Annotated in this window: 21 protein-coding genes; 14 read left to right on the forward strand and 7 right to left on the reverse strand. The window is 59.5% G+C overall.

From position 1 onward, the window contains the following. Nucleotides 1-223: 223 nt before the first annotated feature. On the forward strand, nt 224-865 hold the full coding sequence (locus tag P6U27_RS11635) for a hypothetical protein (protein ID WP_407194070.1): 642 nt from the start codon (nt 224-226) through the stop codon (nt 863-865). A 159-nt stretch (nt 866-1,024) separates the two neighbouring features. Then, the gene (locus P6U27_RS11640) at nt 1,025-2,176 is read left to right on the forward strand and encodes a hypothetical protein (RefSeq protein WP_122402285.1); all 1,152 of its coding nucleotides are present in this window, start codon (nt 1,025-1,027) and stop codon (nt 2,174-2,176) included. A gap of 221 nt (nt 2,177-2,397) precedes the next feature. Here the strand turns inward: P6U27_RS11640 and P6U27_RS11645 are convergent, their stop codons facing one another. The 4 genes from P6U27_RS11645 to P6U27_RS11660 form a co-directional block, all read right to left on the reverse strand. Then, nucleotides 2,398-2,982, reverse strand: a complete 585-nt coding sequence (locus P6U27_RS11645) for an AAA family ATPase (RefSeq protein ID WP_407194071.1) — start codon at nt 2,980-2,982, stop codon at nt 2,398-2,400. Nucleotides 2,983-3,044: 62 nt separating this feature from the next. Further along, complete coding sequence (locus P6U27_RS11650; protein WP_407194072.1) at nt 3,045-3,947, reverse strand: hypothetical protein; 903 nt, start codon at nt 3,945-3,947, stop codon at nt 3,045-3,047. Between the two features lie 173 nt (nt 3,948-4,120). Then, nucleotides 4,121-5,065, reverse strand: coding sequence for a hypothetical protein (locus P6U27_RS11655; RefSeq protein WP_209295635.1), 945 nt, complete (start codon nt 5,063-5,065; stop codon nt 4,121-4,123). A 152-nt stretch (nt 5,066-5,217) separates the two neighbouring features. Continuing rightward, nucleotides 5,218-5,388, reverse strand: coding sequence for a hypothetical protein (locus P6U27_RS11660; protein ID WP_407194073.1), 171 nt, complete (start codon nt 5,386-5,388; stop codon nt 5,218-5,220). A 446-nt stretch (nt 5,389-5,834) separates the two neighbouring features. On the opposite strand from P6U27_RS11660, the gene P6U27_RS11665 reads away from it, so the two are divergent. The 3 genes from P6U27_RS11665 (at nt 5,835) to P6U27_RS11675 (ending at nt 9,113) form a co-directional block, all read left to right on the forward strand. Next, complete coding sequence (locus P6U27_RS11665; RefSeq protein ID WP_407194440.1) at nt 5,835-6,809, forward strand: tripartite tricarboxylate transporter substrate binding protein; 975 nt, start codon at nt 5,835-5,837, stop codon at nt 6,807-6,809. Nucleotides 6,810-7,036: 227 nt separating this feature from the next. After that, nucleotides 7,037-7,579: a tripartite tricarboxylate transporter TctB family protein gene (locus P6U27_RS11670; protein WP_162500196.1), complete on the forward strand. Its 543-nt coding sequence runs from the start codon at nt 7,037-7,039 to the stop codon at nt 7,577-7,579. Between the two features lie 13 nt (nt 7,580-7,592). Continuing rightward, a complete protein-coding gene (locus P6U27_RS11675; RefSeq protein WP_407194074.1) occupies nt 7,593-9,113 on the forward strand; it encodes a tripartite tricarboxylate transporter permease in 1,521 nt (506 codons plus the stop codon). A gap of 119 nt (nt 9,114-9,232) precedes the next feature. Here P6U27_RS11675 and P6U27_RS11680 read toward each other — a convergent pair whose 3' ends face one another. Further along, nucleotides 9,233-10,426 carry a CaiB/BaiF CoA transferase family protein gene (locus tag P6U27_RS11680; RefSeq protein WP_407194075.1) on the reverse strand — a complete coding sequence of 398 codons (1,194 nt, stop codon included), beginning with the start codon at nt 10,424-10,426 and terminating at the stop codon, nt 9,233-9,235. A 689-nt stretch (nt 10,427-11,115) separates the two neighbouring features. Here P6U27_RS11680 and P6U27_RS11685 point away from each other — a divergent pair. Then, the gene (locus P6U27_RS11685; RefSeq protein WP_129144144.1) at nt 11,116-13,017 is read left to right on the forward strand and encodes a nucleoside-diphosphate sugar epimerase/dehydratase; all 1,902 of its coding nucleotides are present in this window, start codon (nt 11,116-11,118) and stop codon (nt 13,015-13,017) included. A gap of 232 nt (nt 13,018-13,249) precedes the next feature. Here the strand turns inward: P6U27_RS11685 and P6U27_RS11690 are convergent, their stop codons facing one another. Further along, the gene (locus tag P6U27_RS11690; RefSeq protein ID WP_129144143.1) at nt 13,250-13,564 is read right to left on the reverse strand and encodes a hypothetical protein; all 315 of its coding nucleotides are present in this window, start codon (nt 13,562-13,564) and stop codon (nt 13,250-13,252) included. Between the two features lie 194 nt (nt 13,565-13,758). Here P6U27_RS11690 and P6U27_RS11695 point away from each other — a divergent pair, with 194 nt between their 5' ends. After that, the gene (locus P6U27_RS11695) at nt 13,759-16,716 is read left to right on the forward strand and encodes a M10 family metallopeptidase C-terminal domain-containing protein (protein WP_407194076.1); all 2,958 of its coding nucleotides are present in this window, start codon (nt 13,759-13,761) and stop codon (nt 16,714-16,716) included. A gap of 196 nt (nt 16,717-16,912) precedes the next feature. Here the strand turns inward: P6U27_RS11695 and P6U27_RS11700 are convergent, their stop codons facing one another. Continuing rightward, entirely contained in the window at nt 16,913-18,166 is a 1,254-nt protein-coding gene (locus P6U27_RS11700; RefSeq protein ID WP_407194077.1) for a glycosyltransferase family 4 protein, read from the reverse strand. A 393-nt stretch (nt 18,167-18,559) separates the two neighbouring features. Here P6U27_RS11700 and P6U27_RS11705 point away from each other — a divergent pair, with 393 nt between their 5' ends. The 7 genes from P6U27_RS11705 (at nt 18,560) to P6U27_RS11735 (ending at nt 24,849) form a co-directional block, all read left to right on the forward strand. Further along, nucleotides 18,560-19,204: a winged helix-turn-helix transcriptional regulator gene (locus P6U27_RS11705; RefSeq protein ID WP_245509548.1), complete on the forward strand. Its 645-nt coding sequence runs from the start codon at nt 18,560-18,562 to the stop codon at nt 19,202-19,204. Further along, a complete protein-coding gene (locus P6U27_RS11710; protein WP_129144140.1) occupies nt 19,201-19,710 on the forward strand; it encodes a transcription termination/antitermination protein NusG in 510 nt (169 codons plus the stop codon). Before P6U27_RS11705 ends, P6U27_RS11710 begins: the two co-directional genes overlap by 4 nt. Before the next feature lie 115 nt (nt 19,711-19,825). Continuing rightward, nucleotides 19,826-20,806 carry a UDP-glucose 4-epimerase GalE gene (gene galE, locus P6U27_RS11715; protein WP_129144139.1) on the forward strand — a complete coding sequence of 327 codons (981 nt, stop codon included), beginning with the start codon at nt 19,826-19,828 and terminating at the stop codon, nt 20,804-20,806. Nucleotides 20,807-20,960: 154 nt separating this feature from the next. Next, complete coding sequence (locus tag P6U27_RS11720; protein ID WP_407194078.1) at nt 20,961-21,824, forward strand: ABC transporter permease; 864 nt, start codon at nt 20,961-20,963, stop codon at nt 21,822-21,824. Continuing rightward, nucleotides 21,764-23,134, forward strand: a complete 1,371-nt coding sequence (locus P6U27_RS11725; protein WP_407194079.1) for an ABC transporter ATP-binding protein — start codon at nt 21,764-21,766, stop codon at nt 23,132-23,134. Before P6U27_RS11720 ends, P6U27_RS11725 begins: the two co-directional genes overlap by 61 nt. A gap of 21 nt (nt 23,135-23,155) precedes the next feature. Then, the gene (gene rfbC / locus P6U27_RS11730) at nt 23,156-23,701 is read left to right on the forward strand and encodes a dTDP-4-dehydrorhamnose 3,5-epimerase (RefSeq protein ID WP_129144136.1); all 546 of its coding nucleotides are present in this window, start codon (nt 23,156-23,158) and stop codon (nt 23,699-23,701) included. A 5-nt stretch (nt 23,702-23,706) separates the two neighbouring features. After that, entirely contained in the window at nt 23,707-24,849 is a 1,143-nt protein-coding gene (locus P6U27_RS11735) for a DegT/DnrJ/EryC1/StrS aminotransferase family protein (protein ID WP_129144135.1), read from the forward strand. Nucleotides 24,850-24,851: the final 2 nt, after the last annotated feature.

Raw genomic sequence — 24,851 nt, forward strand, 5'->3', positions numbered from 1 at the left:
TCATGATGATTGGCTTGGTGCCGACGAGTAGCTGATAGCAAAGCACTAAAGTAGTGCTTTTGGTCTTTATATGTTTCCGAAAGCGAAACAATTTCGCTTTTTAAGATTTTTTATTTGAGTTGATCAAATTGCCTTGACGGAATTCCGAAGGGATCTAATCTACTCGCGGGGTAGGGCGGCAGTCCTACGGGGGGTCCACTGGGTTTCAGCCTGAGAGGACCGCATGAGGGACGTCGATACTTACGACTACACGAAGATCCCGGCCGAGCATCGCGAGGAAGTTCGGCGTCTGACGATGCAAATTCGAGCGTCTATCCGATCCTCGATCGACTGTGGCATCGATGCCGGCAAAGCACTCATCGAGGTGAAATCCAAGCTGCAGAAGGGTGAGTTTCTCACCTACTGCAAAGAAGCTTACACCGAAAGCCTTCGCACGCTGCAGAACTACATGAAGGTGGCGAGGCTGTCTGACTGCTACGGGCCCGAGGCCGTTTCGAAAGTACCCTCCAGTATTGCTTATAAGCTCGGCGCCAAGGGCGTTGCCCCCGAGTTGGTCGAGGCTATCTTGGCAGAGATCGCCGCGGGAGATATCCCGACCTTCGCAATCGTCGTGGAGCGCATCAACGAGACGAAGGGTAGCTCTAGCCGTAGCCGCCGCGCCGGCGTTTCTCCGGAAGAGCTGGATCGGCTCGCGGTCATGCTGGTCACCGCTCTGTCTTCCGCTCAGCTCGCGTCGTTCGTCGGTTTTCTGGCGGGGGCCAACTCTTCGGCGATCGGCGAACTCGGAAAGAAATGTGGATTGCTCGGCGGCGCGACCGAGGCGCCGATCGTTCCGCGCCAGGTTTCCGGGACTATTTTCGGATAGCCCTGCTCCCGCGCGAGCCTCGGACCCGCATACGCGAGACCCGACCTCCATGTAGTCGGACGCGATCTGTCGCCAACGGCTCGAACTGCATCACGACCATCCTACACCAAGCACTTTTCTGGACGCTCGGCGTCCGACAATAAGGAGGCTAGTCCAGCAATGAACGTAAACGTCCGGAAACTGTTGGAGCGTACGCGGGCATGTTGCGACCGCATTCCCAAGCGCGAAGTCAGCCCGAATACGCTCGATGCCTATCTCGGGGAGTTCGAGCGCATGCTGGCAACGGGCAATCTCGATCCGTTGAGGCCGCGCAGTAGCCGCCACACCTATTATTTTTCCCGTGCTGCATTTCATACTGCGGCAAGGATTACTTTAATCAACCTCTTCTGGGGCTGCTACGACGCCGCGGAGCGGGGCGATGCAGATCTCGCTCTGGAATATGCGCGTCGGCTTCATCGGGTGTTGATCCCGGTGGAGAAATCGTTGGCGCTCGACCCCCCTTGCGAGCCCGGCGTTCTGCCCTTCGAGAACGGGCCTTCCCGCTGGAAGCCGATTGAGGCTGAACAGACGGAAGAATGCGAAGAATCTGAGGGTGACCAGGGCGGAAAGAAGGAAGAATCTGAGGGTGCCCAGGGCGGAAAGAAGAACGTCTTGGCAGTCCTGCACAAGAGAGGGGGCGACTGGACGAGAGAGCTGTGGGATGGCGTTTCCAAGGGCTGGCCATATCAAGCGGCGCTTGCGGTTTGCCTGATCGCTGCGATCAGACCCGAAGAATTGACTGAAGGGCTGCGCAACGACGTGCATCGGCTGGGCGTTCGCCTTTCCATGAAAGAAAATGAGCTCTCGATCGAATATACACCGGCCAAGAGCCACCGTGGCCGATATGGCACCGGCCGCACCACCATCACCGTGGACTGGACCATTATCGGAGGGCCAGCGCAGTGCCTTGCCGATTTGTGCGCAGGCGGGTGCCAGGTCGTGACGATCGCCTCAACCGACGCCTTCCGCAAAGCGCTTGTCAGGCTTGGCGAGCGTGTTTTTCGCGATGTCGCGGTGTCCATCACGCCCTACGTCGTAAGGAACCAAGTTGTCGCCGACCTGAAGGCAACTTACGGGGCGGGCAGGGAGGTCGCTATTGCCGCGGGGCACGGTACCGACAAGACCCAGTCTCACTACGGCCACCAGCAGCATGGCCGGAAACTGGTCGGCTACGTGAGGATCGAAGCCGCCCGAGAGCCCCGCACCGGCAGCATCGACCGCGCGAGGCAGCTCCCCCATCGTCGCCGCCCGAAACCCAAGCCGGATCGCTGACGGTCTTAAGCTCCCGATCTTTGGACGAGACCAACCCGGTGATGCGCAGTTTCCGGGCAGTCAGGGCTGGGCTGGCGAGAACACTCGTGTCCAGTGCGGGAGCCAAGATCGCTCGGGCGCTACCGATGCTGGGCCGCTGTCGGCGCGAGACGCACGCGAGCGCAACCTGCGCCACAAATAATGTGCATCGGCAGGACCGTCTCGCGATCGAACAACATCGCTCAGTTGCGGGCGGCCCAAGCGTCATGCTCGCGCATCACGACCTCCACGACCCGGCGCAAGCGGCGGACCGAGCCGCCATGCCAGTGGCGGGCAATAGCCTGCTTCTCCGCCGTCGTGAACGGAATCATCCAGCGACGGTCGAGACCACGATCACGCAAGATGTCGGCGATCACGGCAGGCAGCAAGGCCTCGAGGTCCTCTGCGGCGGGCTTCGGAAATTCGATCTGCCGAAATCGGTCGCGCAACGGGGACGGCAGCGTGTGGGTGTGATTGGCGGTGGCGACGTAAGAAACATGGCGTAGGTCCAGCGTGGTCTGCAATGCGGGATCAGGGTATTGACGCGCGGTCTCCGACTCCAGGAACGCCAGCAGGCGATCGAACAGCCGGCCATAGTCGCGGCCAATCGCGGCCTTGTCGATTTCGTCGATGAGAATTCCGGGGTTGCCGTGGCCTGCACGCGCGATCGCCAACATGGGATGGCAGACCTGGGCGGTCGACCAGCGTCGGTCGGTGCCACCGAAGGCCGAGCCGTCGGCTGCCGTTGCGTCGGTGCGCCAACAGGATACGCCGAGATGATGAAACATGCGCTCCGCAAACCGCGTCTTCCCGGACCCCGGTTCGCCGCTCAACAGCAATGGATTTAGTCTCACCGTTGGCCGACCGACGAGATCGGCAAGGACAAAGTCGACGACGAGGGCCGCATACGGAAACTCGGCCAGCAGTGCGCGTCGTCGACGAGGGGCAAGGCGATATTGATGACCTTACTCAGCGGCGCCATGATGTCCTTCAGCTTATGGCGCGAGACCTCTGCCGAATCTATTTGGGCGACCACAACCTGGCCGTTCGGCGCCGGCGCGTCGTCGGCTCGCGCGTCCTTCTCGGGAGCCACGGCGCGATCGGACTTGGTTCGTTCCACTCGTTCCCTGGCGGCTTGTGCCATGAGTTTCGCCGTGACGTCCTCAATCCGATACTTTGCCATCTGCGCGCCCAGAGCCGCCGCGGCGGTCGCGGCCGGAGTCTGGAAGGTTCTGGTGACGTCGTTCGCACAGACCGGCAAGGCTGCCCAGCCATAGGTCACCGCCTCTGCTTCGGCGGCGAGACGAAGAGGGCTGTCGTGGTCGAGCTTGCGCAGCGCGGCGAGCAAGGCTCTTGCAACACGTCGATGGTCCTCGATGAGAGCCTTGTCGCGGGGCAGCATCAGCGAGGTCAGCCGGATGCAATCGGCAAGACCCCGCAGCTCACTCTTGTCCTCGACGACGGAGCGGTGGTCGAGCTCCGCGGCGAGCCTGCTACCGGTGTCGGCATTGGGCATGTCCAGCCATGCGGCGGCCAACGGCAAGCCGGGACAGCTTTCCTCGATGTCGGCTGCAAGTCGCTGATAGACCGAATTGACGCCACGCGAGGCGAGCAGCCCATATCGCAGAATCCGCGGCAGCTTGGCGAGTTCGTCGTCGCTCGAGGCTGAATCCTCCGCCGCCCCTTCGATGAGATCCAGATCGAAATCGGTGAACGTTATCTCGTCCGTATCGTCGGTCATCATCTTGTCCATGAATGCATCGCTGCAACCGGCCGGCGATCGGCCGCGCGATGTTTGTTGTGAAGGCCTCGCCAGGGGCGGAAGGCAACGCCCGGCGCCTCGGGCTCGATCGGCGGTGCGGTGCCGCCAGAAGCGCTGAGGCCCACGCCGCACGCTCTCGGGAGCGTGCGACGTCGACCTTCGTACTAGAGATGCATCAAGGGGCGCTGATTGGGGTCGATCGCCCGCCACTTCGAAGAATCGACGTGGGCACCGCACGCCACGGCGGCGGCGATCGCCATCGAGGGGAGGGCGACGTCGACGGTCAGGCGCATGCGATCGGAGGCTCCGGGGATCGGGCTCAAGACGCCGGCGTCGAACAATGCCGCGCGGCGGGCGCGGTTGACCGCGCTCGCGCTCGGATTCGTGGTGATGCGAATGTCCGAACCGGCCGCCACCACGAAGCGGTCGCCGGCGGGATAGCCGTGCGCCCACAGCGTGTCGTCGTAGCGAAGCTCGAACTCGCTGCCGCCGCGCGGCAGGTCGACACCGATTTCCATCGGGCCGGTCTCGTCCGCCTCGACGGTTTCGGATGCGGGAATCTCGGCGATCTGCTCGTGCGCGCCACTGAACGGTGAGGGTTCGAAAGCGGCGAGGCCGGCATCGAACAGAAGGCGCTTGCTATCCTCCAGGATGCGCTCGAGAAGCGGAACGTCGAGCGGGTCGAGTTCGGGCAAGCGGGGCGGGCAACCCGCCATCACCTGCAATGCCCTGCCCGCCTTGGCGGCCTGCGTCAGCGTGTACTGCAGATAGACGGCCGTGTCCTTGGTGAAGCGGAACCCTTCGGCGCCCCGGACAACGAAGACCCGCTGCACGAACGCCTTCTGAGGATCGGCGGCATGTTCTCCCAATCGGCGGCCGAGATTGTTGGTCTCCCCGAGATAGATGCGCCCCGAGCCGACCATGGCGTAGAAGGCGGGGCAGGCAAGCTCGCTTGCGATGATGTCCGAAATCAGTGTCGACGGAAAATCGAGAACCCGGACATGGGCGGCGCGGTCGGTGACCTCGCGCACGTCGGCAATGCCGCCATAGGGCCGGTAGATGTGAGTGGTGCTGCGGGCCAGCACGGCCTTGCTCTTGAACAACGACATTGAAGAACTCCTGGGGCTTATGAAGATCCTGTCAGAACGGGGCAGCACGGCACTGGGCTCGGCTCGAACGAGCAGCGCCGTGCGGCCATGCCGCGACGGGGCGTCGCCGGCGTGCGGATCGCGGGTCTGGGGTGAGTAGGGCGGGTGCTAGTTCAGGGGCGAAGCCAAGAGCATTGCGTCGCCGACTTGCAGCGCGCGAGCGCCGCGACAACCTGCTCCTCGGGGCCGCGCTGGCGCCCCTTGCGGCCGGGAACAGCAAGCTTGAAAGCGAAAATGATCGCCGAATCGGCGGTATAATGGCCATCAGCCATGATGGACTCCATCGAAGTCTGTTGTGGTCAGGCCGTCGTCCGGTGCTGCAACATCGGCGGCGGCCGCCTTCGCGTTTATTGCGGCGGCAGGACAAATGTAGAACGCGGATCTGAGAAAAGCCAGCTGCAATGGCATAAATTTTTAGCGGGATGGTTAACAGCGCTGGTTCGCTTGAACGCGGTTCTCCGTTATCGAGAGTCTAGGTGAGGGAAAGGAGCTATGGTTGAAGATCGTTTGTCTCGAGCCATCGTTTCGTTCTGGCGAGAGAACTTTGTCCATGGACCCACTCTGGGCGCGTGGTCGCATCTGCGGGTGAACCGCGACTCCTGGCCTCAGCAGCAGGTTCCGCCCAAAGTCACATTGCGCAACTGCCTGAACATGCCATTACTTGTCGAGGCAGAGACATGATGATCTTGTCGGCGATAGAACCACAGGGAAGAGACGCGTGCGAAAACTGATGATGGTCGCTTGCAGCGCAGGAGCGCTGTTGGCAGCTGCTCCCGCCTTCGCTGGCTGGGAGCCGACGAAGCCGGTCGAGATCGTGGTCGCCGCGGGCGCCGGTGGCGCCTCCGATCAGATGGCGCGGATGATGCAGGCCGCGATCCAGAAGAACAATCTGATGAAGCAGCCGATGGTCGTCTCGCTCAAGGGCGGCGCCTCGGGCGCGGAAGCGCTGATGTACATGAAATCCAGCGAGGGCGATCCGAACAAGGTGCTGATCGCCTATTCGCTGATCTACATGCTGCCGCTGTCGGCGAAGATTCCGTTCAACTGGCGTGAACTGACGCCGGTCTCCGTGGTCGCGCTCGACCAATTCGTGCTCTGGGACAACAGCGCAGGCCCCAAGACGGTGAAGGAATTCGTCGCGGCCGCGAAGGCGGCGAGTTCGCCATTCAAGATGGGCGGCACCGGCTCCAAGCGCGAGGATCACGTGCTCACCGTATTCCTGGAGCAGAAGACCGGCGCGAAATTCTCCTATTTGCCATACAAGTCGGGTGGCGAAGCCGCGACCCAGCTGGTCGGCAACCACACCGAAGCCAACGTCAACAATCCGTCCGAAAATCTCGAAGTCTGGCGCGCTGGCCAGGTGCGTCCGCTCTGCGTGTTCGACAAGGAGCGCATCTCCTACACGACGAAGGTGACGGACACCCAGTCCTGGGCCGACATCCCGACCTGCAAGGAGGAGGGCGTCGACGTGCAGTATCTGATGCTGCGCGCGATGTTCCTGCCCGGCAGGGTCACGGCCGAGCAGCAGGCGTTCTATGTCGATCTGTTCCACAAGGTGACGCAGACCGCCGAATACAAGGATTACATGGAGAAGCAGGCGCTGAAGCCGATCTTCCTCACCGGCAAGGATATGGTGCAGTTCCTCGAGGAGGACGATGCGCTGAACAAGTCGCTGATGACGGAAGCCGGTTTCGTCGCGAAGTAGTTGTCTTCTTCACCTCTCCCCGCTTGCGGGGAGCATAGGGCGCCTAGGCGGCCATTCTCAAGGGGACGCCGAAGCGGAGCTTCGGCTATGTTGCATCGAAGATGCAATCCGGGTGAGGGGGACTCTCCGCGAGTCCAGCTTTCACCGTCCTCGTGGAGACTCCCCCTCACTCTAACCTCTCCCTTGCAAGCGGGAGAGGGATCAGCCGCAGCGTTTGTTGTTCGCCCATGTCCCAAACCGATATCGAAATCGTCGTCGACGATCCAACCGCGCCCGAAGACGACTCGCCCTCCATCGTCGCCTCCGGCACGATCGAGATCGTCGTCTGTCTCCTGCTGCTCGCGCTCGCCATCACGCTCGGCTACGACAATTGGCGCACCGGCGCGTCCTGGGATGCGACCGGGCCCGAGCCCGGCTATTTCCCGTTCTATCTCTCGGTCATCCTCGGCGCCGGCAGCCTCTACGGCCTGATCTCGGCGTTCCTCGCCCGGCGCTCCTCGCGCGAGACCTTCGTCACGCACGCGCAGGCCCGCCGCGTCATGGCGGTGTTCGTGCCGACGCTGCTGTTCTGCGTGGTGACGCAGTTCCTCGGCCTCTATGTCGCGAGCTTCCTCCTGATCGCGGGCTTCATGCGGCTCGTCGGAAAGATCGCGCTGTGGAAGTCGCTGCTCACAGCTTTCGTGTTCACGGCGATCATGTTCGTCACCTTCGATATCGCCTTCGACGTCATCATGCCGAAGGGACCGCTCGAAGCGGCCCTCGGCCGCTAGGCGGGCCCACGCGATGGAAGCTCTCGGTCTCCTGCTTCACGGCTTCGCCGTCCTGCTCACCTGGAAGACGCTCGTCCTGATGATGGTCGGGCTCGTGCTCGGCATCTTCGTCGGCGTGCTGCCGGGGCTCGGCGGTCCCAATGGCGTCGCGATCCTGTTGCCGCTCACCTTCACGATGGATCCGACCTCGGCGATCGTGATGCTGTCTTGCATCTATTGGGGCGCGCTGTTCGGCGGCGCCATCACCTCGATCCTGTTCAACATCCCCGGCGAAGCCTGGTCGGTCGCAACCACCTTCGACGGCTATCCGATGGCCCAGCAAGGCAGGGCGGCGGAGGCGCTGACGGCTGCGTTCACGTCCTCCTTCATCGGCTCGCTGGTCGCGGTGCTCCTGATCACCTTTCTCGCACCGATGATCTCGTCCTTCGCGCTGAAGTTCGGCCCGCCCGAGTTCTTCGCCGTGTATCTCTTGACCTTCTGCTCCTTCGTTGGTCTCGGGCGCGAGGCCAAGCACAAGACCGTCATCTCGATGTCGCTGGGCCTGCTGCTCGCCGGCATCGGCATGGATACGGTGTCCGGTAATCTGCGCATGACCTTCGGCTCGCCGGAGCTGCTCCGCGGCATCAACTTCCTGGTCGCCGTCATCGGCCTGTTCGGCATCAGCGAGATCCTGCTGACGATGGAGGAGCGGCTGGCGCTGCGGGGACATGCGGCGGGCATCTCGCTCCGCGTCGTGCTCGGCGTCTGGAAGGACCTGCCGAAATACTGGGTGACGCTGCTGCGCTCCTCCTTCATCGGCTGCTGGCTCGGCATCACCCCCGGAGGCGCGATCGCGGCGTCCTTCATGGGCTACAATCTGGCAAAACGCTTCGCAAAGGAGCCCGATAGCTTCGGCAAGGGCCGCATCGAGGGCGTGTTCGCGCCGGAGACCGCGGCGCATGCCTCCGGCACCTCGGCGCTGCTGCCGATGCTGGCGCTCGGCATTCCCGGCTCGGGCACTGCCGCGATCCTGCTCGGCGGCCTGATGGTGTGGGGGCTCAATCCGGGTCCGCTGCTGTTCGTCGAGCACAAGGACTTCGTCTGGGGCCTGATCGCCTCGATGTATCTCGGCAACGTCCTCGGCCTCGTGCTGGTGCTGACGACGGTGCCGATCTTCGCCTCGATCCTGCGCGTGCCGTTCGCCGCGGTGGCGCCGATGATCGTGGTGTCCTGCGCGATCGGCGCCTATGCGATCCAGAACGCGATGTTCGACATCTGGCTGATGCTGGGCTTCGGCGTCGTCGGCTACGTCTTCAAGAAGATCGGCATTCCGCTGGCGCCGTTCACGCTGGCGCTGGTGCTCGGCAACCGTGCCGAGGATGCGTTTCGCCTGTCGATGATCGGTTCGGGCGGGACTTTGAAGGTGTTCTGGTCGAATGGCCTGGTCGGCTCGATCACGACGCTGGCGATTCTGCTGCTGTTCTGGCCGGCGATCGACCGTTTGCTGGGACGCATCGGGTTCACACATGGGACCAGGCGTAGGATTTCGGAGTAATCCATCCTGATATCAATAGCTTAGCTGTGTGGTGGCGTTTCGGTCGGCACACTACCTCGGCTTGGAAGCAAAGCCCGGCTCGCGCCGAGCTTTGTCGTTGCAGACGGTGCGTGTGAGGTTCACAGCACCTTGGCGTCGCGGAGCCTTGCGATCTCGTCCGCACTGAAGCCGAACTCCTTCAGCACCTCCTCGGTCTGCTCGCCGAATTCCGGCGGCCGCGCCACCATCCTGCTCGGCGTGCGCGACAGCGTCACGGGCTGCCCGACCAGGCGGATGTGCCGGCCTTCTTCGTTGGGCACGTCCTGCGCGATGCCGAGATGTTTGACCTGGGCGTCCTCAAACATCTGGTCGATGGCGTAGATCGGCCCGCAGGGCACGCCGGCCTCGTTGAGTTCGCGGACCCAGCTCTCGGTCGACTTCGTCACGGTGTGCCGCTCGATCTCGGCGTTGAGCGCGTCGCGGTTCTTCGAGCGTGCCGGCGCGGTCGCGTAGTCGGGATTGTTGACGAGCTCCGGCGCGCCGATCGCCTGCGCACAGCGCTCCCAGATCCGCCCGCCGGTGGTGGCGATGTTGATGTACCCGTCGGAGGTCTTGAACACGCCCGTCGGAATGCTGGTCGGATGGTTGTTGCCGGCCTGTTTGGCCACCTCCTTCTCCATCAGCCAGCGCGCGGCCTGGAAGTCGAGCATGAATATTTGCGCCTGCAGCAGCGAGGTCTGCACCCACTGGCCTTTGCCCGAGACCTCGCGTTCGAGCAGCGCGGTGAGGATGCCCATGGCGCAGAACAGGCCGGCGCTGAGGTCGGCGACGGGAATGCCGACCCGCATCGGGCCGTCGCCCGGCGCGCCGGTGATCGACATCAGCCCGCCCATGCCTTGCGCGATCTGATCGAAGCCCGGGCGCTTGTGGTACGGACCGTCCTGGCCGAAGCCCGAGATGCTGCCATAGACGATGCGCGGGTTGATCGCGGCGAGGCTGTCATAATCGATGCCGAGCTTCTTCTTCACGTCGGGACGGAAATTCTCGACCACAACGTCGGCCTTGGCGACGAGGCGCTTGAACACGGCGAGCCCGCGCTCGTCCTTCAGGTTCAGCGTCATGGCCCGCTTGTTGCGGTGCAAATTCTGGAAGTCGGAACCGCGGCGCGGTCCACCCGGCTGCTCGCCCCCGGCATCCTCGGTCAGCGCGTCGATCTTGACGACGTTGGCGCCCCAATCGGCGAGCTGCCGCACGCACGTCGGCCCGGAGCGGACACGGGTCAGATCGAGCACGGTGAAGCGCGACAGGGCTTCCGAGGCATGCGGAGAAGGCATCTTGATTGCTCCAGATGATGGATTCCTAGCTTAGTAGTCAAATGCACAGCTGGGAAGCTTGTGCAGGGACGTGACCGCGGCGAGTGACGGCGCAATCGCGGCGATGCGGTATTTCGCCTTGGCAAAGCTTGTGTGTCGCAGGGAGCACCACCAGCTCTGACAGAAGGACGTCACTGCAATCTTGCTTGGTCGGGTCACGTTCCTGAGCTTCGAATCTGACTTCCTCGTTGCCTGGCAATCCGACGCACAGTTGACTTGCTGCCAAGTTGATGAATGGATACGAGGTTTGCCACTCTTCTTGAAGGTAGAGTAACGATCCTCAAGATGAGCTATGTTGCCTTCTATCGTTGCTTGCGGTCTTCCTCTTGATCGGCAGCATCCAATCATGATGTTGGCGGCGTGGACTGTCGCCGGCCGATTGTGTACCCAGCAGCATCAAGTTGTCGACGCAAGTAAAGTGGGCAATCGGTCGCTGATTTTGAGTGTGCTGACGTTTGCTGCAAACCCTGCGAATTCGTCTGTTGCAATTGCATTATTGTCGCTGTGGCTGCACGTTTAGGCATGCTATCCGTCGACGCTGGCGTTCCTTTTGCGGACCTTGGGCAGCAGATGCCTGCGGGGACGTTTAGGAGTATTTCTATTCTGGATACAGAGGTACTGGGGAATATTGGATTGGAGAACCTTGTCGAATGACGCCTCTGTCGAGTCTCACTCGTCGTAATCTTCTCATTGCGGTGCACGACGCACTTGCGACAACGGCGGCAGTGCTCGCCAGCTTTTATCTTCGCTTCGAAAGCGACGCGCTCCTCGAGCGTCTACCTGTGCTGGTTCGAATTCTGCCATTCTTTGTCGCCCTAAGCGTAGTTGTCTGTTACTTGTTCAATCTGACGACAACTAAGTGGCGCTTCTTTTCTCTGCCGGATGCATTTAACGTTCTTCGTGCGGCTACGGTTCTCACCGTTGCCCTTGTCGCGCTGGACTACATCTTCTTAGCGCCCAACATCTATGGGGCGTTCTTCTTAGGTAAAGTGACGATCATACTGTATTGGTTTTTCCAGGTGTTCTTGCTGAGTGCATCGCGGTTCGCCTACCGCTATTTCCGGTACACTCGTACGTTGCATCATGCACGCGAAAGAAACGCGGCGCCAGCTTTGATGGTCGGTCGCGCAGCGGACCTGGAAGTTCTTCTCCGCGCGATCGAAAATGGTTCAGTGAGGGCCATTTGGCCGGTTGGACTATTGTCTCCATCGCGTGCCGATCGGGGACAACTTGTTCGCAATATCCCGGTGCTAGGTGGGTTAGAAGATCTGCAGGACGTGGTTCGAGATTTTGCAGATCGCCATTGGCCGATTGCACGGCTCGTAATGGGGGCTTCTGCATTTGAGGCCGATGCACATCCAGAGAGAGTTTTAGTTCAAGCGCGGAAACTCGGGCTGGTCGTAAGCCGTCTGCCATCTTTAGATGGCGAGGAGACGCCTCAGTTAAGGCCCATCGCAATTGAGGATTTATTACTTCGCGCGACGCAGGCAATTGACCGCAGCCGTATCGAGCAGCTGGTCAAGGGAAGAGCAATCCTCGTTACTGGCGGAGCTGGATCAATTGGGTCTGAGATATGCGAACGTGTCATTCTGCATGGAGCAGATCGTGTTCTAGTGATCGATAATTCTGAGCCTGCACTACATAGCATAATCGAGGCGCTATCTACGCGGTTTCCTCAAGCGAATGTAGAGGGGAGAATAGCAGACGTACGCGATCGGAGTCGTATATTCCAGCTCTTGCAAGAATTTAAGCCTGACATTGTTTTCCACGCTGCCGCCTTGAAGCACGTCCCACTTCTCGAACGCGATTGGAGCGAAGGCGTAAAGACAAACGTGCTTGGGTCGATCAATGTTGCGGATGCATCTGTGGCGTCGAGCGCTCAAGCAATGGTGTTGATCTCCACAGACAAGGCGATTGAGCCGGTTTCGATGCTGGGTCTCACAAAGCGATTTGCTGAGATGTACTGTCAGGCGCTCGATCACGACATCCGGTGTTCCGGGTCTGATACCCCACGGCTCATCTCCGTGCGCTTCGGAAACGTGTTAGCCTCGAATGGATCGGTCGTTCCGAAGTTTAAAGCTCAGATCGACGCTGGGGGCCCGGTGACAGTTACGCATCCCGATATGCTTCGCTATTTTATGACCATTCGCGAAGCGTGTGACTTAGTCATCACCGCTGCGTCTCACGCCGTCGCGTCCGGCAACCGTGAGGCCTCGGTCTACGTGTTAAATATGGGACAGCCGGTCAGGATAGTCGATTTGGCTGAGCGCATGATAAGGCTGTCAGGCCTCGAGCCCGGTAGAGATATTGAGATCGCGTTTACTGGAATGAGACCAGGGGAAAGACTGAATGAAAAGCTGTTTGCGCACGAAGAGCCACCCGTCGACATCGGAATCGACGGCATTATGGCAGCTAAACCTAATCAGCCTTCCACTTTGCAGGTGAAACGGTGGTTGGAAGCACTTGACCGTGCAGCGGCCAGAGTTGATAGGAATGCCATCTTGGCAGTGTTGCATGAAGCTATTCCCGAGTTTGGATCTGACGCAGCGTAATGATACTCTCGTGTGGGTAGGCGCTGGAACCCTTGAGCCGGGCCACTTTGTGTAGCGGCATAGCTGCTATCTGGAGCTAATATAGACCGACCGCCGCGTTGCGCCTCTAAGCTGGCAAAGTCGCAACTTAGGAGGCCACGTGAGGCTTCCGTCATAGGTTGCGGTTGCTCAATGTTAGTCTCCGGACCGCCAGCTTCGGCGAGCGTTTGGAAATCTGATTGGGACTAGCAAGCTAGCGTGAGAATCGTCTCAGCTGGGAGCGCGCCTCTTCGGCCAGAGGATGGTCGCCGTGACGCGCTATGAAGAGTTCAAAGGCCTCCCGCGTTCCCTTCTGGCGGGCGGCTGCGTATTCCTCGGCCACCGCGACGGCAGGATCGCGGGCCATTGGCATGGAGGGGGCGCGACCCACCTTGCTGTTTCCCTTGCCGCTTTCGTCCGCATTGGCTTTCGAGGCCATGACAGGCTGTTCTCCGATGGGCAGACGGTCCGGCCCGGCGAGCATCGCCAAGGCTCCGATCAGACCGGCCGAAAGTGGACCCAGTTTCATGGTTTCCTTTATGGAACAGACCAGCCGCCGAACCGAATGCCGCCGCTGATCCGTATCACTACGGATTGTTGGCTAACAGGGCGTTACGGTCCGGCTGACAGCCCGGCGCCCAATTTAAACCAAACATAACTCTCTTGCTAAAATGATACACCTGCACGGCGAATCGCGCGCGATGCATTGCTCCGGAGAGTTCATTGGCCACCGCCGTTAATGTCAGTGCCACCAACAATGCTGAGATCGACGGCCTGCTGTCGGGCTCCAAGTGGACCGGCACGATCAGTTACAGCTTTCCCGATTCGCCCAGCGACTACTCCAATCCATACTACGGCGGCAGCAGCGAACCGACCTCGACGGGTTTCACCTCGGCTCCCAGCCAGATGCAGGCGGCGATCAACTACGCGATCGGGCTGATCAACAGCTACACCAACGCCAAAATCCAGTACGCGGGCACAAACGGCGCCGACATCATGATCGCGCAGTCGCCGGCGGCTAATCCGACCTCATACGCCTATTATCCCGGCAACTATGCGGCTGGTGGCGACGTCTGGTTTGGGACCCAATACGATTACACGCAGGCGAAGCTCGGCAATTACTATTTCACGACCGCGCTGCACGAGCTCGGCCACTCGCTCGGCCTCAAGCACAGCCAGGAGACCGGCGGCCCCGCCAACGTCGCGGTGCCGAGCGCGCATGATGACAGCGAATACACCGTCATGAGCTATCGCAGCTATGTCGGTGCGTCGACCACGAGCGGCTACACCAATGAATCGTACGGATATCCGCAGACCTACATGGCCAACGATATCCTAGCGCTGCAGACGATGTACGGCGCGAACTTCAACACCCAGAGCGGCAACACGGTCTACACCTGGAGCCCGACCACGGGGCAGGAGTTCATCAACGGCGTCGGCCAGCTCGCGCCGGGCGGCGGCGCCGGCGGCTCGGCCAATCGAATCTACGAGACGATCTGGGACGGCGGCGGCATCGATACCTACGATCTGTCGAACTACACAACGAACCTAAGTATCAATCTCAACCCCGGTGCGTCGTCGGTATTCTCCTCCGTTCAACTGGCCTATCTCGGCGACGGCCATTACGCATCGGGCAACGTCTACAACGCCTATCTCTATAATGGCGACGCCCGCTCCTACATCGACAACGCCACCGGCGGGTCCGGCAACGACACGATCATCGGCAACGCCATCGCCAACGTGCTGAACGGCGGCGCAGGCAATGATACGATCACCGGCGGTGGCGGCAACGACACCATCATCGGCGGCCCGGGTACGGATACCGCAGTGTATTCGGGCAGCCGGGCGAGCTACGCGATCTCGTCCAACGCGACGACACAGACGTTCACGCTGACCGATCTGCGCAACGGCTCGCCAGACGGCACTGATACCGTCACCGGCGTCGAGTATTTCCAGTTTGGAGATGGCACGGTCGCCAGCTCCATGTTCGTGTCGCCAATAGTGATCGAGGCGCTTGGAACGACGAGTTTGGTGCAGGTCGGGACCAGTTACTCATTGAACCCTGTTGCCGGCGGAACAGGACCGCAGCTGAAATATAGCGGCGCGCCCGTCGCGGTCGACATGTGGGCGGGCTGGGCCCCGATCGGGGCGGAGCAAACGGGTAGTGGGTACGATGTGGCCTGGAAGAATGCGAGCACGGGCCAGTACAACATCTGGAGCACCGACTCGAATGGCAACTACGTTACGAATCTATTGAGTTTTTCCTCGGGTGCCAGCCCCGCGCTGGAATCGTATGAACTACTCTTCCACCAGGACCTGAATGGCGACGGCGCACTTGGTGTGCCGACGATAGCGATCGAGTCAGCCGGCTCAACGACCTTGGTCGAAGTCGGGAATAACTATTTCCTCAATCCCGTGGCAGGCGGAACCGGGCCCGAGCTCACGTTTTCGGGGGCGCCGGTCACGGTCGACATGTGGACTGATTGGGCCCCGATCGGGGCGGAGCAAACGGGTAGTGGGTACGATGTGGCCTGGAAGAATTCGAGCACGGGCCAGTACAACATTTGGAGCACCGACTCGAATGGCAATTACGCAACGAACCTCCTTAGTTTTGTGTCTGGGACGAACACGGCATTGGAATCCTATGAGACCACATTCCACCAGGATCTCAATGGCGACGGTATGATTGGTGTACCCGCGATTACGATCGAAGCAGCGGGCTCGACGACCCTTGTCCAAGTTGGGAATGAATACTTCCTCAATCCTGTGGCAGGCGGAGTAGGGTCCAAGCTCATGTTTTCGGGCGCGCCGGTGACGGTCGGCATGTGGGCGGGATGGGCGCCGATCGGGGCAGAGCAGACCAGTGGTGGTTATGACGTGGCCTGGAAGAATGTGAGCACGGGCCAATACAACATCTGGAGCACCGACTCCAATGTCAATTACGCAGCGAACCTCCTTAGTTTTGTGTCTGGGACGAACACGGCGCTGAAATCCTATGAGACTACGTTCCATCAGGATCTCAATGGCGACGGTTTGATTGGTGTACCCGCGATTACGATCGAGGCAGCGGGCTCGACGAGCCTTGTTCAAGTTGGAAACGAGTACTTCCTCAATCCTGTGGCAGGCGGAGTAGGGCCCAAGCTCATGTTCTCGAGCGCGCCTGTCACGATTGACATGTGGGCGGGATGGGCGCCGATCGCGGCGGAGCAGGCTGGTGGTGGTTATGATGTGGCCTGGAAGAATGCGAGCACGGGCCAATACAACATTTGGAGCACCGACTCGAACGGCAACTACATCGCGAATCTCCTCAGTTTCGTTTCCGGCGGGAGCACGGCGCTGCAATCGTACGAAACTACATTCCATCAGGATTTGAACAGCGATGGTGTTGTTGGGATGTCAGCAACAAGCTCTCCTGTTGCCAATTCAACCATTGCAATGGCGGCAAACGACTCTTTTGTGTTCGGTCCTACGGTCGCCGAATTCAACAGCTTTGAGCACGTTCCTGTCGTACTTTTAGGTGAGCAGCTTAATTCAGACAGTGCTGGCGCAAAGGTGTCTTCGTTCGGCCCATTCAATCCTGTGCTAGAAGCCGTGACGCAGATCGACACGAAAATCGCTGATATGCTTCCAGGCCATTTTAATCATCTGATAAGTTTCGGTGCTCACGACTTGCTCGCGTGAAGTGTAGCGAGCCAGCCCTGTGGACAGTGCCAGAAGTAGCCCGTCGACTCGGACGGTCGCGATTTGAAGCTCTGAGACGACACAATCGGACGCTCCGACATAGCTTAGCTTGCGTTTTTGTGTGTGATGAATATCGATGTTTCTACTGCCTGCCGGTAGCGACTCGCGTCGTCGTGGCTCGCCGCAATGCAAGAGGCTAGGGGCGGCTGACGCGTGCCGGCGCTAGCCTATTATAAAGATCAATGATCGCCGCTCCGACGATTTTAGCCGAAAGCCTTCGCACGACCAGGTCGCGGGCTGCCCGACCGTACCGATCGCGGAGCTCTGAGGAAACTGCTAGGCTCAGAAGAGCATTCGCTAGCTCTTTGACGTTTTCGACAGGGACCAGAAGACCTGTCTCGTCTTGAATGACGATCTCTCGGCATCCAGGAGCATCTGTGGCTACCATTGCTCGACCGCACGCGGCTGCCTCCAGTAAGCTGACCGGGAGGCCCTCGCGGTGCGACGGTAGCACTGCGAAATGACAACGCGTCCAGAGCAAGACGATATCGCTGAGATGTCCAAGCCAGGTAATTCCTGGACGTTGGGCCCAGTCTTCAACTTCCTCGAGAGGGATCGACGCGGGATTAGCGGGATCAGGCTTTCCGGCAATTAACAGTCGAAAGTCGTGACCTTGTTCTCTCAGAATGCCGTGTGCACAAACCAAGGCGCGAATTCCTTTGTCTGCTAACAAGCGCCCAGCAAACCCAAAAGTGATAGGTCCTTTAGGTTCAGGCAAAGGTTGAAAACGATCCGTGTCAACTCCGGATCCGGGAATGTGGACGATCCGCTCTTGGTCCACTCCTAGGGCTACGAGATCTCTCTGATCATCGAGATTCTCAACAAGCACGACGCTGGCGTTGCGATTGAGTAGCCGAGGCAAAATTCGGCGGATAATTGTCCTTAATATTCGACTCTTCCATGTACTCGACGTGAAGACATATCCTAAGCCCGTGATCGCGTTTATTTGCGATACCCTGCGAGTGCCCATGGTGAGCGACTCGTAAACGCAAGATTGCATGCCAGCGCAATGAATGATGTCCGGCCCTACCACGCGTTCAAGGTGTCGGAGAGCCAAAATTGTACGTATTCCCGAGATCGGAGATAATCCACGACGGAATGGAATCTCGTGGACGATAAAGTCCTCAGCTTCGATCGCTTGTTTGAGCCCCTCGGTCCGTGTTGCGACGTGAACTTCGAACCCTGCTCTCTTCGCCGCCCGAGCCATCGGTAATCGATGGAGAAAGGCAAAATCTACATTCGCGACGTACAGTATCCGTCGCTTCCCCATACTGACAGAACTCATGTGAACTACGGCAGATGCTGGCAGAGCGTTATGGAAGTGCCTCGCGGAAGGAGCATGGTGATGCTTTAGCCCGTCGCATGGCGTCGTAAGGGACGGTATTTTCATTTCCGCGATTAGGGTTGCAACGCAACTAATCTCAATCCTGTCGTTCTATCCAGATTAATCTGAGTGCCGAAGGCGTCGTACTTTCGAAGAAAGGCTTATTAGATTAATTCTAAGCAGTTTCACCCAACGGAAACCTGTTCCCTATGTGCCAATCTTTGATGTCGACGGCACCAATCTAGCGCGACTTAGGCCAGGTCCGATAGGCTGAACTTGTAGGTCTCGGACGCCGCCGCTAGTAGCGTCAACTCTTCCTCCACTCCAAGTCTGAAAACTGTATGTCTCAGATTACTAAGCCAAGCCCTTTCAATGACTTATCGCGTTCATCGTGTGAACAAAACTCTTGACGTTCATTGCGTGAACGCTGTAAGTCTACTAGAGACTGGCGAACGCGGGTTGGGTCATTTGCTGAACACGGAGCATGAGAGCGAACGGATTGTTCTTGGTGTGCTGAGCTCTGTTGAGAGTGATGGAGCGCGATCGCAGCGCCGCATGGCCGCGGAGCTCGGCATCGCGCTGGGTCTTGTGAACGCTTACCTTAGGCGTTGCATCAAGAAGGGGTTGGTCAAAGTCCATGACGCACCAGCGCGCCGCTATGCTTATTACCTGACGCCGCAGGGTTTTGCCGAGAAGTCGCGTCTGACTGTTCAATACTTATCCCATTCATTTTCATTCTTTCGGCTTGCCAAGAGCGATTGCGCGCGCGTACTCGATCAGGCCAAAAGAAGAGGCTTTTCGCGCGTAGCCCTCGCGGGTCAATCGGACTTGGCCGAAATTGCGATCCTCTGCGCGGTCGAGGCGGGCGTGGCTGTCGTTGCGGTCGTCGATCCTGCAAGTGAGATTGCGCGCTTTGTCGGTGTCAATGTCTATAGGTCTTTCGAAGAGGTGAAGGACGCGTTCGACGCCGTCATCGTTACCGACGTCGCGAACGCCAGCTCATCCTACAACGCGGCGGCAGCAGTGCGCGGAGCGGAGCGCGTGCTCGCTCCGGGGCTGTTGGGCTTGCGCGAGAGAGGCGAATTTGCGGAGGGCGCGCAGTGAGCAAGGCCGTGCGGTGGTATGTGGTGCAGACCCAGGTGAACAGCGAGTCGAGGGCCGCGCATAGCCTGCTGCGCCAGGGCTATGAGATCTATCTGCCGCGCTATCTGAAGCGCCGGCGCCATGCGCGCAAGGTCGACGTCGTCGCAAAGCCCTTGTTTCCCCGGTACATGTTCGTGGCCATCGATACGGCGACGCAGCGCTGGCGGGCGATCCAGTCGACGCAAGGTGTGTCGCATCTGGTCTGCAACGGCGAAGAGCCGGCTGCGGTGCCGAGCGGCGTACTGGACGCGCTGAGGGCGCGCGAGGACGAGCACGGCTTCGTCAGGATGGACGCCAAGCCGGCGTTCGCGCCGGGCGACAAGGTGCGGGTGCTTGCAGGCGCCTTCACAGACAACGGCGGGCTGTTCGTTGGAATGAGTGACCACGATAGGGTTGCCATCCTGCTCGACATGCTCGGTCGCAAGGTCCGCGTTCATCTCGACGTGGATCTGGTTACTGCCGCCTGAAGGCGGCCTTTCGCGCGGCTCACCTTGAGATCGCCGCGCTTCGTCTCTGCTTCCTTCGGGGGGCCTCCGGGTAGAGAGCGTTTCACCCGGAGTGCGGTAGCATGGAATTTTGCGAATGGCAGTTTTGGTCACAGGCGGCGCGGGTTATATCGGCAGTCATGTCGTGTACGGGCTTCTTGAGCAGAACCACCGCGTGATCGTGTTGGACAATCTGTCATCGGGTTTCCGCGAGGCTGTGGCGAAGCAGGCGACACTTGTTGTCGGCGATGTCGGAGATGCAGAACTAGTGTCGCAGCTGATTGCCAAACATAGCATCAGCGCAATCATGCATTTTGCTGCGTCGACCGTGGTCCCTGAGTCTGTCGCAAAGCCGATAGCCTACTACACTAACAACACCGTCAAATCGCTGGCGCTGATCAAAGCCGGCATCAGCAGTGGGGTCAGGCACCTCGTATTCTCATCCACCGCTGCAGTTTATGGCAATCCAGCCACTCAACTGGTCTCAGAGGAGGCGCCGCCTCAGCCGATGTCGCCCTATGGCGCGTCGAAGCTCATGACGGAGATGATGCTGCACGATGCTGCAGCGGCGAGCGGCCTGAGCTACGTGGTGTTGCGCTATTTCAACGTCGCCGGAGCTGACCCTCTGATGCGGACAGGACAGTCGACGCGGGCTGCAACGCATCTAATCAAGATCGCTGTCCAGACCGCATTGGGTATCCGCAAAAGTATGGATATATTCGGCGCCGATTACCCAACGCCGGACGGAACCTGCATCCGCGACTACATCCATGTCTGCGACCTCGTGAGCGCTCACATCAAGGCGCTCGAATATCTGCGCGGCGGCGGGGCGAGCGTCACCCTGAATTGCGGTTATGGGCACGGCTCTTCAGTGCGCGAAATCATCGCGGCGGTCAGGCGCGTCTCGGGCAGCAACTTCGCGGCGATCCAGTGCGAGAGGCGTGCCGGTGATCCGGCTGCCATCGTCGCTGACAGCGGGCGGCTGCGGCAAGTGTTGTCGTGGACGCCGGCTTACGACGATCTCGATACCGTGGTCGCGCATGCGCTCGCATGGGAACGGAAGTTAAACCTCCAATGACATCTGTGACAGTGAAGATAATCGCGCCGCACGGTCGCGCGATCCACATTAACCCCGACATTTTGCATTGTCGTGAAATGGAGTGGATTTGGCTGGCGATAGAGAACCAGCATGCGACAATCGCGACCTAACTGGCACGACGGCGGAGCCGAATATGACAATCGTTTTGACGCATATTGAAAACGTGATCGGGGGCATCAAGGATTCCGACGTAGGCCTGCGCTCGCTGGATACCACGGCAGCCGAAGATTTGTTGCGCGGACTCGCCAAACGAGAACTGTGGGGCCGGCTTGGCTGGCTTGATGTGAAAAGGCGTTATCGACGAACTACGATTGGGCCGTTTTGGACATCTATTACACTTGCGATCTATACGTTGAGTGTCGGATCCGTCGGCGCGGCTCTGTGGCACCAGGACATCTATGAATACTTGCCGTTTCTGGTCAGCGGCATGGTTGTTTGGATGCTGGTCTCTTCGATCGCGATGGAATCATGCAATATGTTCATCGCGGGGCAGGTATTGTTCCGCAACATTAGGTTCGATTACTCGATCCTCGCTTATGCGCTGGTCTGGCGAAATTTCCTCGTGCTCCTGCACAACTTCGCCGTCTATTTCGTGATCGTCCTGGCGCTCAAACCGTCGCTTTTCAGTTTCACGCTTCTGCTGGTTTTTCCAGGACTTGCGCTCGTGATCTTGAACGGGGTTTGGATTTCCCTGTTTCTTGGGCTGGTTTGCCTGCGATTTCGTGACGTGCCGCAATTGGTCTCCAGCGCCATACAGATTTCGATGTTGATCACTCCGTTGTTCTGGCCTGCCGACACGCTGACTGGGGGAAGGCGCATTGTCTTCGTAGACTTGAACCCCCTCTATCATGTCCTCGACGTCGTTCGGGCCCCGCTGGTCGGAAGGGTGCCTGAAGCCATTAGCTACGGAGTGATGATCGCGATGGCGATCGGGGGATGGTGGTTGACCTATTTGATGTTCAGGCGCTTCCGCAAGCGCATCGCTTATTGGAGTTGAGCGAAGTGGCGGCCGTTATTCTTGAAAATGTGAATGCCCATTTTCCCATTTATGGTGCGCAGCAGCGGAGTCTTCGCAAGGCGATTTTCGGACGCGCGACGGGCGGTTCGATCGAGCACGAGGACAATGACCGGATAACCGTGAAGGCCCTCAGTGACATTTCACTGACGCTGCGCGACGGCGATCGTGTGGGCTTAGTCGGTCACAACGGAGCCGGCAAATCGACTCTGTTGAAGCTGATGGCTGGTATCTACCAGCCGGTATCGGGGACTGTCAGGGTCGAGGGCCGCGTGACGCCGCTGTTCGATGCTATGCCTGGGCTCGATGGTGAAGATACCGGTTATGAGAACATCATCACGTCGGGAATGCTGATCGGGATGACGAGGCGCGAGATCGAAGCAAAAATTCCGGAGATCGAGGAGTTCTGCGAGCTCGGCGAATATCTTTCGCTGCCGGTTCGCACCTACTCCAGCGGAATGCAAATGCGCCTGGGCTTCGCGCTGGTGACCTCGCTCGATCCTGGCGTGATCTTGATGGACGAGGGCTTTGGCACTGGGGACCTTCGCTTCGCAGAGCGCGCGGAAGCGCGCATGAAGGACTTCATCGGACGAAGCCCTATCATGGTTCTGGCGAGCCACTCAGACAGGATCATCAAAGCGATGTGCAACAAAGCCGTCCTGATGGAGGCGGGCCGAATCGTTGCGTTTGGTCCGGCGGACGAGATATGCGACCAATATTATGAAAGCGTCCACGCGGCCGCGATGACTGAGCGGGCGAAACGGCTGGCGCGAGCCGAATCTTCAGATGGTACGGATCTCGGCTCGAAGGGCGAGATTGGTCCCAGCTCTTCGGTGAGCTTTCCCGAGGACATGACGAGGCCCGGCGACGATGTTGCAAGACTCTGCAGTGCACGATTACTGGTCGATGGCATTGGTGACCCCAAGATCATCGATAGGAATTCACTGATTACCGTCGAAATGACATTCGAGGTGCTGAAGCCGGGCTATGTTCTGATGCCGAATTTTCACGTGTTTCTGCAGGATCAGTACGTATTTGTAAGCTCTCCCCCCCAAAATTCGGAACTGGCGCCCGGTGTGTACAACTCCACGATGTCAATTCCGCGAGGATTGCTCAATATTGGATTCTTCCTCATCGGGGTTGCGTTGACGTCGGTCAATCCCCTGAATATCCATTTTTATGTTCAACATGCTTTGGGCTTTCGCGTTACGGAAAGCAAGGCCTCCGGCATATTCAAAGAAATTCCGGGCCCGGTTCGCCCCGCAATGGAATGGAACGTAACCCGTGCGTAATCCACTGTACGGGTGTATCCCGTGATATTCCACGAGCTCCCGCTTGCCGGAGCCTACCGCATTGAGCCGCAGTTAATCGTTGATCACCGTGGCGGGTTCGCACGGAGGTTCTGCGCGGAAACCTTCCGTGCTCACGGGCTCGAATCGGACTTCGTCCAGAGATCAATCTCCTACAACAGGCGGGCAGGAACATTGCGTGGTATGCATTTCCAGGCTGCCCCGCACCTTGAGGCTAAGCTTGTGCGATGCACGCGCGGCGCGATATTCGACGTCATAGTCGATCTGCGTCGGAGTTCGACAACATTCGGTCGATGGTATGCCGAAACCCTGACTGCCGATAGCCGCGTCATCCTTTATGTTCCAAAGGGCTTTGCGCACGGCTTTCAGACGTTGGTGGACAACACAGACGTCGACTACGAGATTTCGCCAGCGTACGTGCCGGGCGCGGAGAGAGGCTTCCGGTTCGATGATCCTGGGCTGGCCATCAACTGGCCCGTGGCGGATGCTGTCATCTCGGAGCGCGACGAAGCGTTGCCGCCGTCGTTTCTTGAAACTCTACCCGGGTGATTTGCATGCCTGATCGAAGTCGCGCGGCTGTCGAAAACCGGCCCCGTGTTCTCTACACGAAGCCGTCGATTACCGAACTCGAGGCGCGTTACGCAGCAGATGCTGCGTCGAACGGTTGGGGTGAGCGGTGCTATGACTACATCAATCGGTTCGAGGCTGCATTCAAGGAGCATCTGGGAGTCTCGTTTGCGATCGCGACGTCAAGCTGTACGGGGGCGTTGCACATGGGAATGGCCGCGTTGGGTATCGGCCCCGGCGATGAGGTGGTCATGGCCGATACGAACTGGATAGCGTCGGCGGCGCCGATTGTTCATCTCGGGGCCAAGCCGGTCTTTGTGGATATTCGTCCGGACAGTTGGTGCATCGATCCGGATCTGGCTGAGGCCGCGATTACGCCGCGGACAAAAGCCATCCTTGCGGTTCACCTTTATGGCAATCTGTGCGACATGGGACGTCTATTGATGATCGGAGAGCGTCACGGCATTCCGGTGATCGAGGACGCCGCGGAGGCCATCGGTTCCGAATACTTTGGCAGGCGCGCAGGAAGTATGGGGCGCTTCGGGGCGTTCTCCTTTCATGGGACCAAGACCGTGACGACCGGTGAGGGCGGGATATTCGTCACAAACGATCTCTCCCTTTATGAACAGGTGCTGACGTTATCGAACCACGGCCGGTCGCGGAGCCAGCGCAGGCAATTTTGGCCCGACGTCGTTGGCTTCAAATACAAGATGTCCAATATTCAGGCAGCCCTCGGCTGCGCGCAAATGGAACGGATCGACGAATTGATCACACGCAAGCGGCAAATCTTTCATTATTACCGCGACCGCTTGCGGGATTTGCCGGGCGTGGGGATGAATCCGGAGCCGAGCAACATCGTCAACGGGGCCTGGATGCCGACCGTCGTGTTCCACGAGACGACCCGAGTGTCGCGCGAGCAGCTCGTTGCCGCTTTTGCGCAGGACAATATCGACGCCCGCGTATTTTTTTATCCACTATCGGGATTGTCGATGTTCGATGCGGTGCCGGGAAATCGTCATGCGCAGGAAATCCCAGAACGGGCGATCAATCTGCCAAGCTATCACGACATGACGACGTCGGATCAGGACCGAGTGATCGCGGTGCTGCGGCGCGTGCTGCAGGAGGCGTGATG

The sequence above is a fragment of the Bradyrhizobium sp. STM 3566 genome, from assembly GCF_045571445.1.
Classification (GTDB): Bacteria; Pseudomonadota; Alphaproteobacteria; order Rhizobiales; family Xanthobacteraceae; genus Bradyrhizobium; species Bradyrhizobium vignae.

Excerpts from the sequence above, each read along its gene's own strand:
- P6U27_RS11635 (WP_407194070.1), top strand. The coding sequence starts at position 224 with ATGAGGGACGTCGATACTTACGACTACACGAAGATCCCGGCCGAGCAT.
- P6U27_RS11640 (WP_122402285.1), top strand. The coding sequence starts at position 1,025 with ATGAACGTAAACGTCCGGAAACTGTTGGAGCGTACGCGGGCATGTTGC.
- P6U27_RS11645 (WP_407194071.1), bottom strand. The coding sequence starts at position 2,982 with ATGTTTCATCATCTCGGCGTATCCTGTTGGCGCACCGACGCAACGGCA.
- P6U27_RS11650 (WP_407194072.1), bottom strand. The coding sequence starts at position 3,947 with ATGGACAAGATGATGACCGACGATACGGACGAGATAACGTTCACCGAT.
- P6U27_RS11655 (WP_209295635.1), bottom strand. The coding sequence starts at position 5,065 with ATGTCGTTGTTCAAGAGCAAGGCCGTGCTGGCCCGCAGCACCACTCAC.
- P6U27_RS11660 (WP_407194073.1), bottom strand. The coding sequence starts at position 5,388 with ATGGAGTCCATCATGGCTGATGGCCATTATACCGCCGATTCGGCGATC.
- P6U27_RS11665 (WP_407194440.1), top strand. The coding sequence starts at position 5,835 with ATGATGGTCGCTTGCAGCGCAGGAGCGCTGTTGGCAGCTGCTCCCGCC.
- P6U27_RS11670 (WP_162500196.1), top strand. The coding sequence starts at position 7,037 with ATGTCCCAAACCGATATCGAAATCGTCGTCGACGATCCAACCGCGCCC.
- P6U27_RS11675 (WP_407194074.1), top strand. The coding sequence starts at position 7,593 with ATGGAAGCTCTCGGTCTCCTGCTTCACGGCTTCGCCGTCCTGCTCACC.
- P6U27_RS11680 (WP_407194075.1), bottom strand. The coding sequence starts at position 10,426 with ATGCCTTCTCCGCATGCCTCGGAAGCCCTGTCGCGCTTCACCGTGCTC.
- P6U27_RS11685 (WP_129144144.1), top strand. The coding sequence starts at position 11,116 with ATGACGCCTCTGTCGAGTCTCACTCGTCGTAATCTTCTCATTGCGGTG.
- P6U27_RS11690 (WP_129144143.1), bottom strand. The coding sequence starts at position 13,564 with ATGAAACTGGGTCCACTTTCGGCCGGTCTGATCGGAGCCTTGGCGATG.
- P6U27_RS11700 (WP_407194077.1), bottom strand. The coding sequence starts at position 18,166 with ATGAAAATACCGTCCCTTACGACGCCATGCGACGGGCTAAAGCATCAC.
- galE (WP_129144139.1), top strand. The coding sequence starts at position 19,826 with ATGGCAGTTTTGGTCACAGGCGGCGCGGGTTATATCGGCAGTCATGTC.
- P6U27_RS11720 (WP_407194078.1), top strand. The coding sequence starts at position 20,961 with ATGACAATCGTTTTGACGCATATTGAAAACGTGATCGGGGGCATCAAG.
- P6U27_RS11725 (WP_407194079.1), top strand. The coding sequence starts at position 21,764 with ATGGTGGTTGACCTATTTGATGTTCAGGCGCTTCCGCAAGCGCATCGC.
- P6U27_RS11735 (WP_129144135.1), top strand. The coding sequence starts at position 23,707 with ATGCCTGATCGAAGTCGCGCGGCTGTCGAAAACCGGCCCCGTGTTCTC.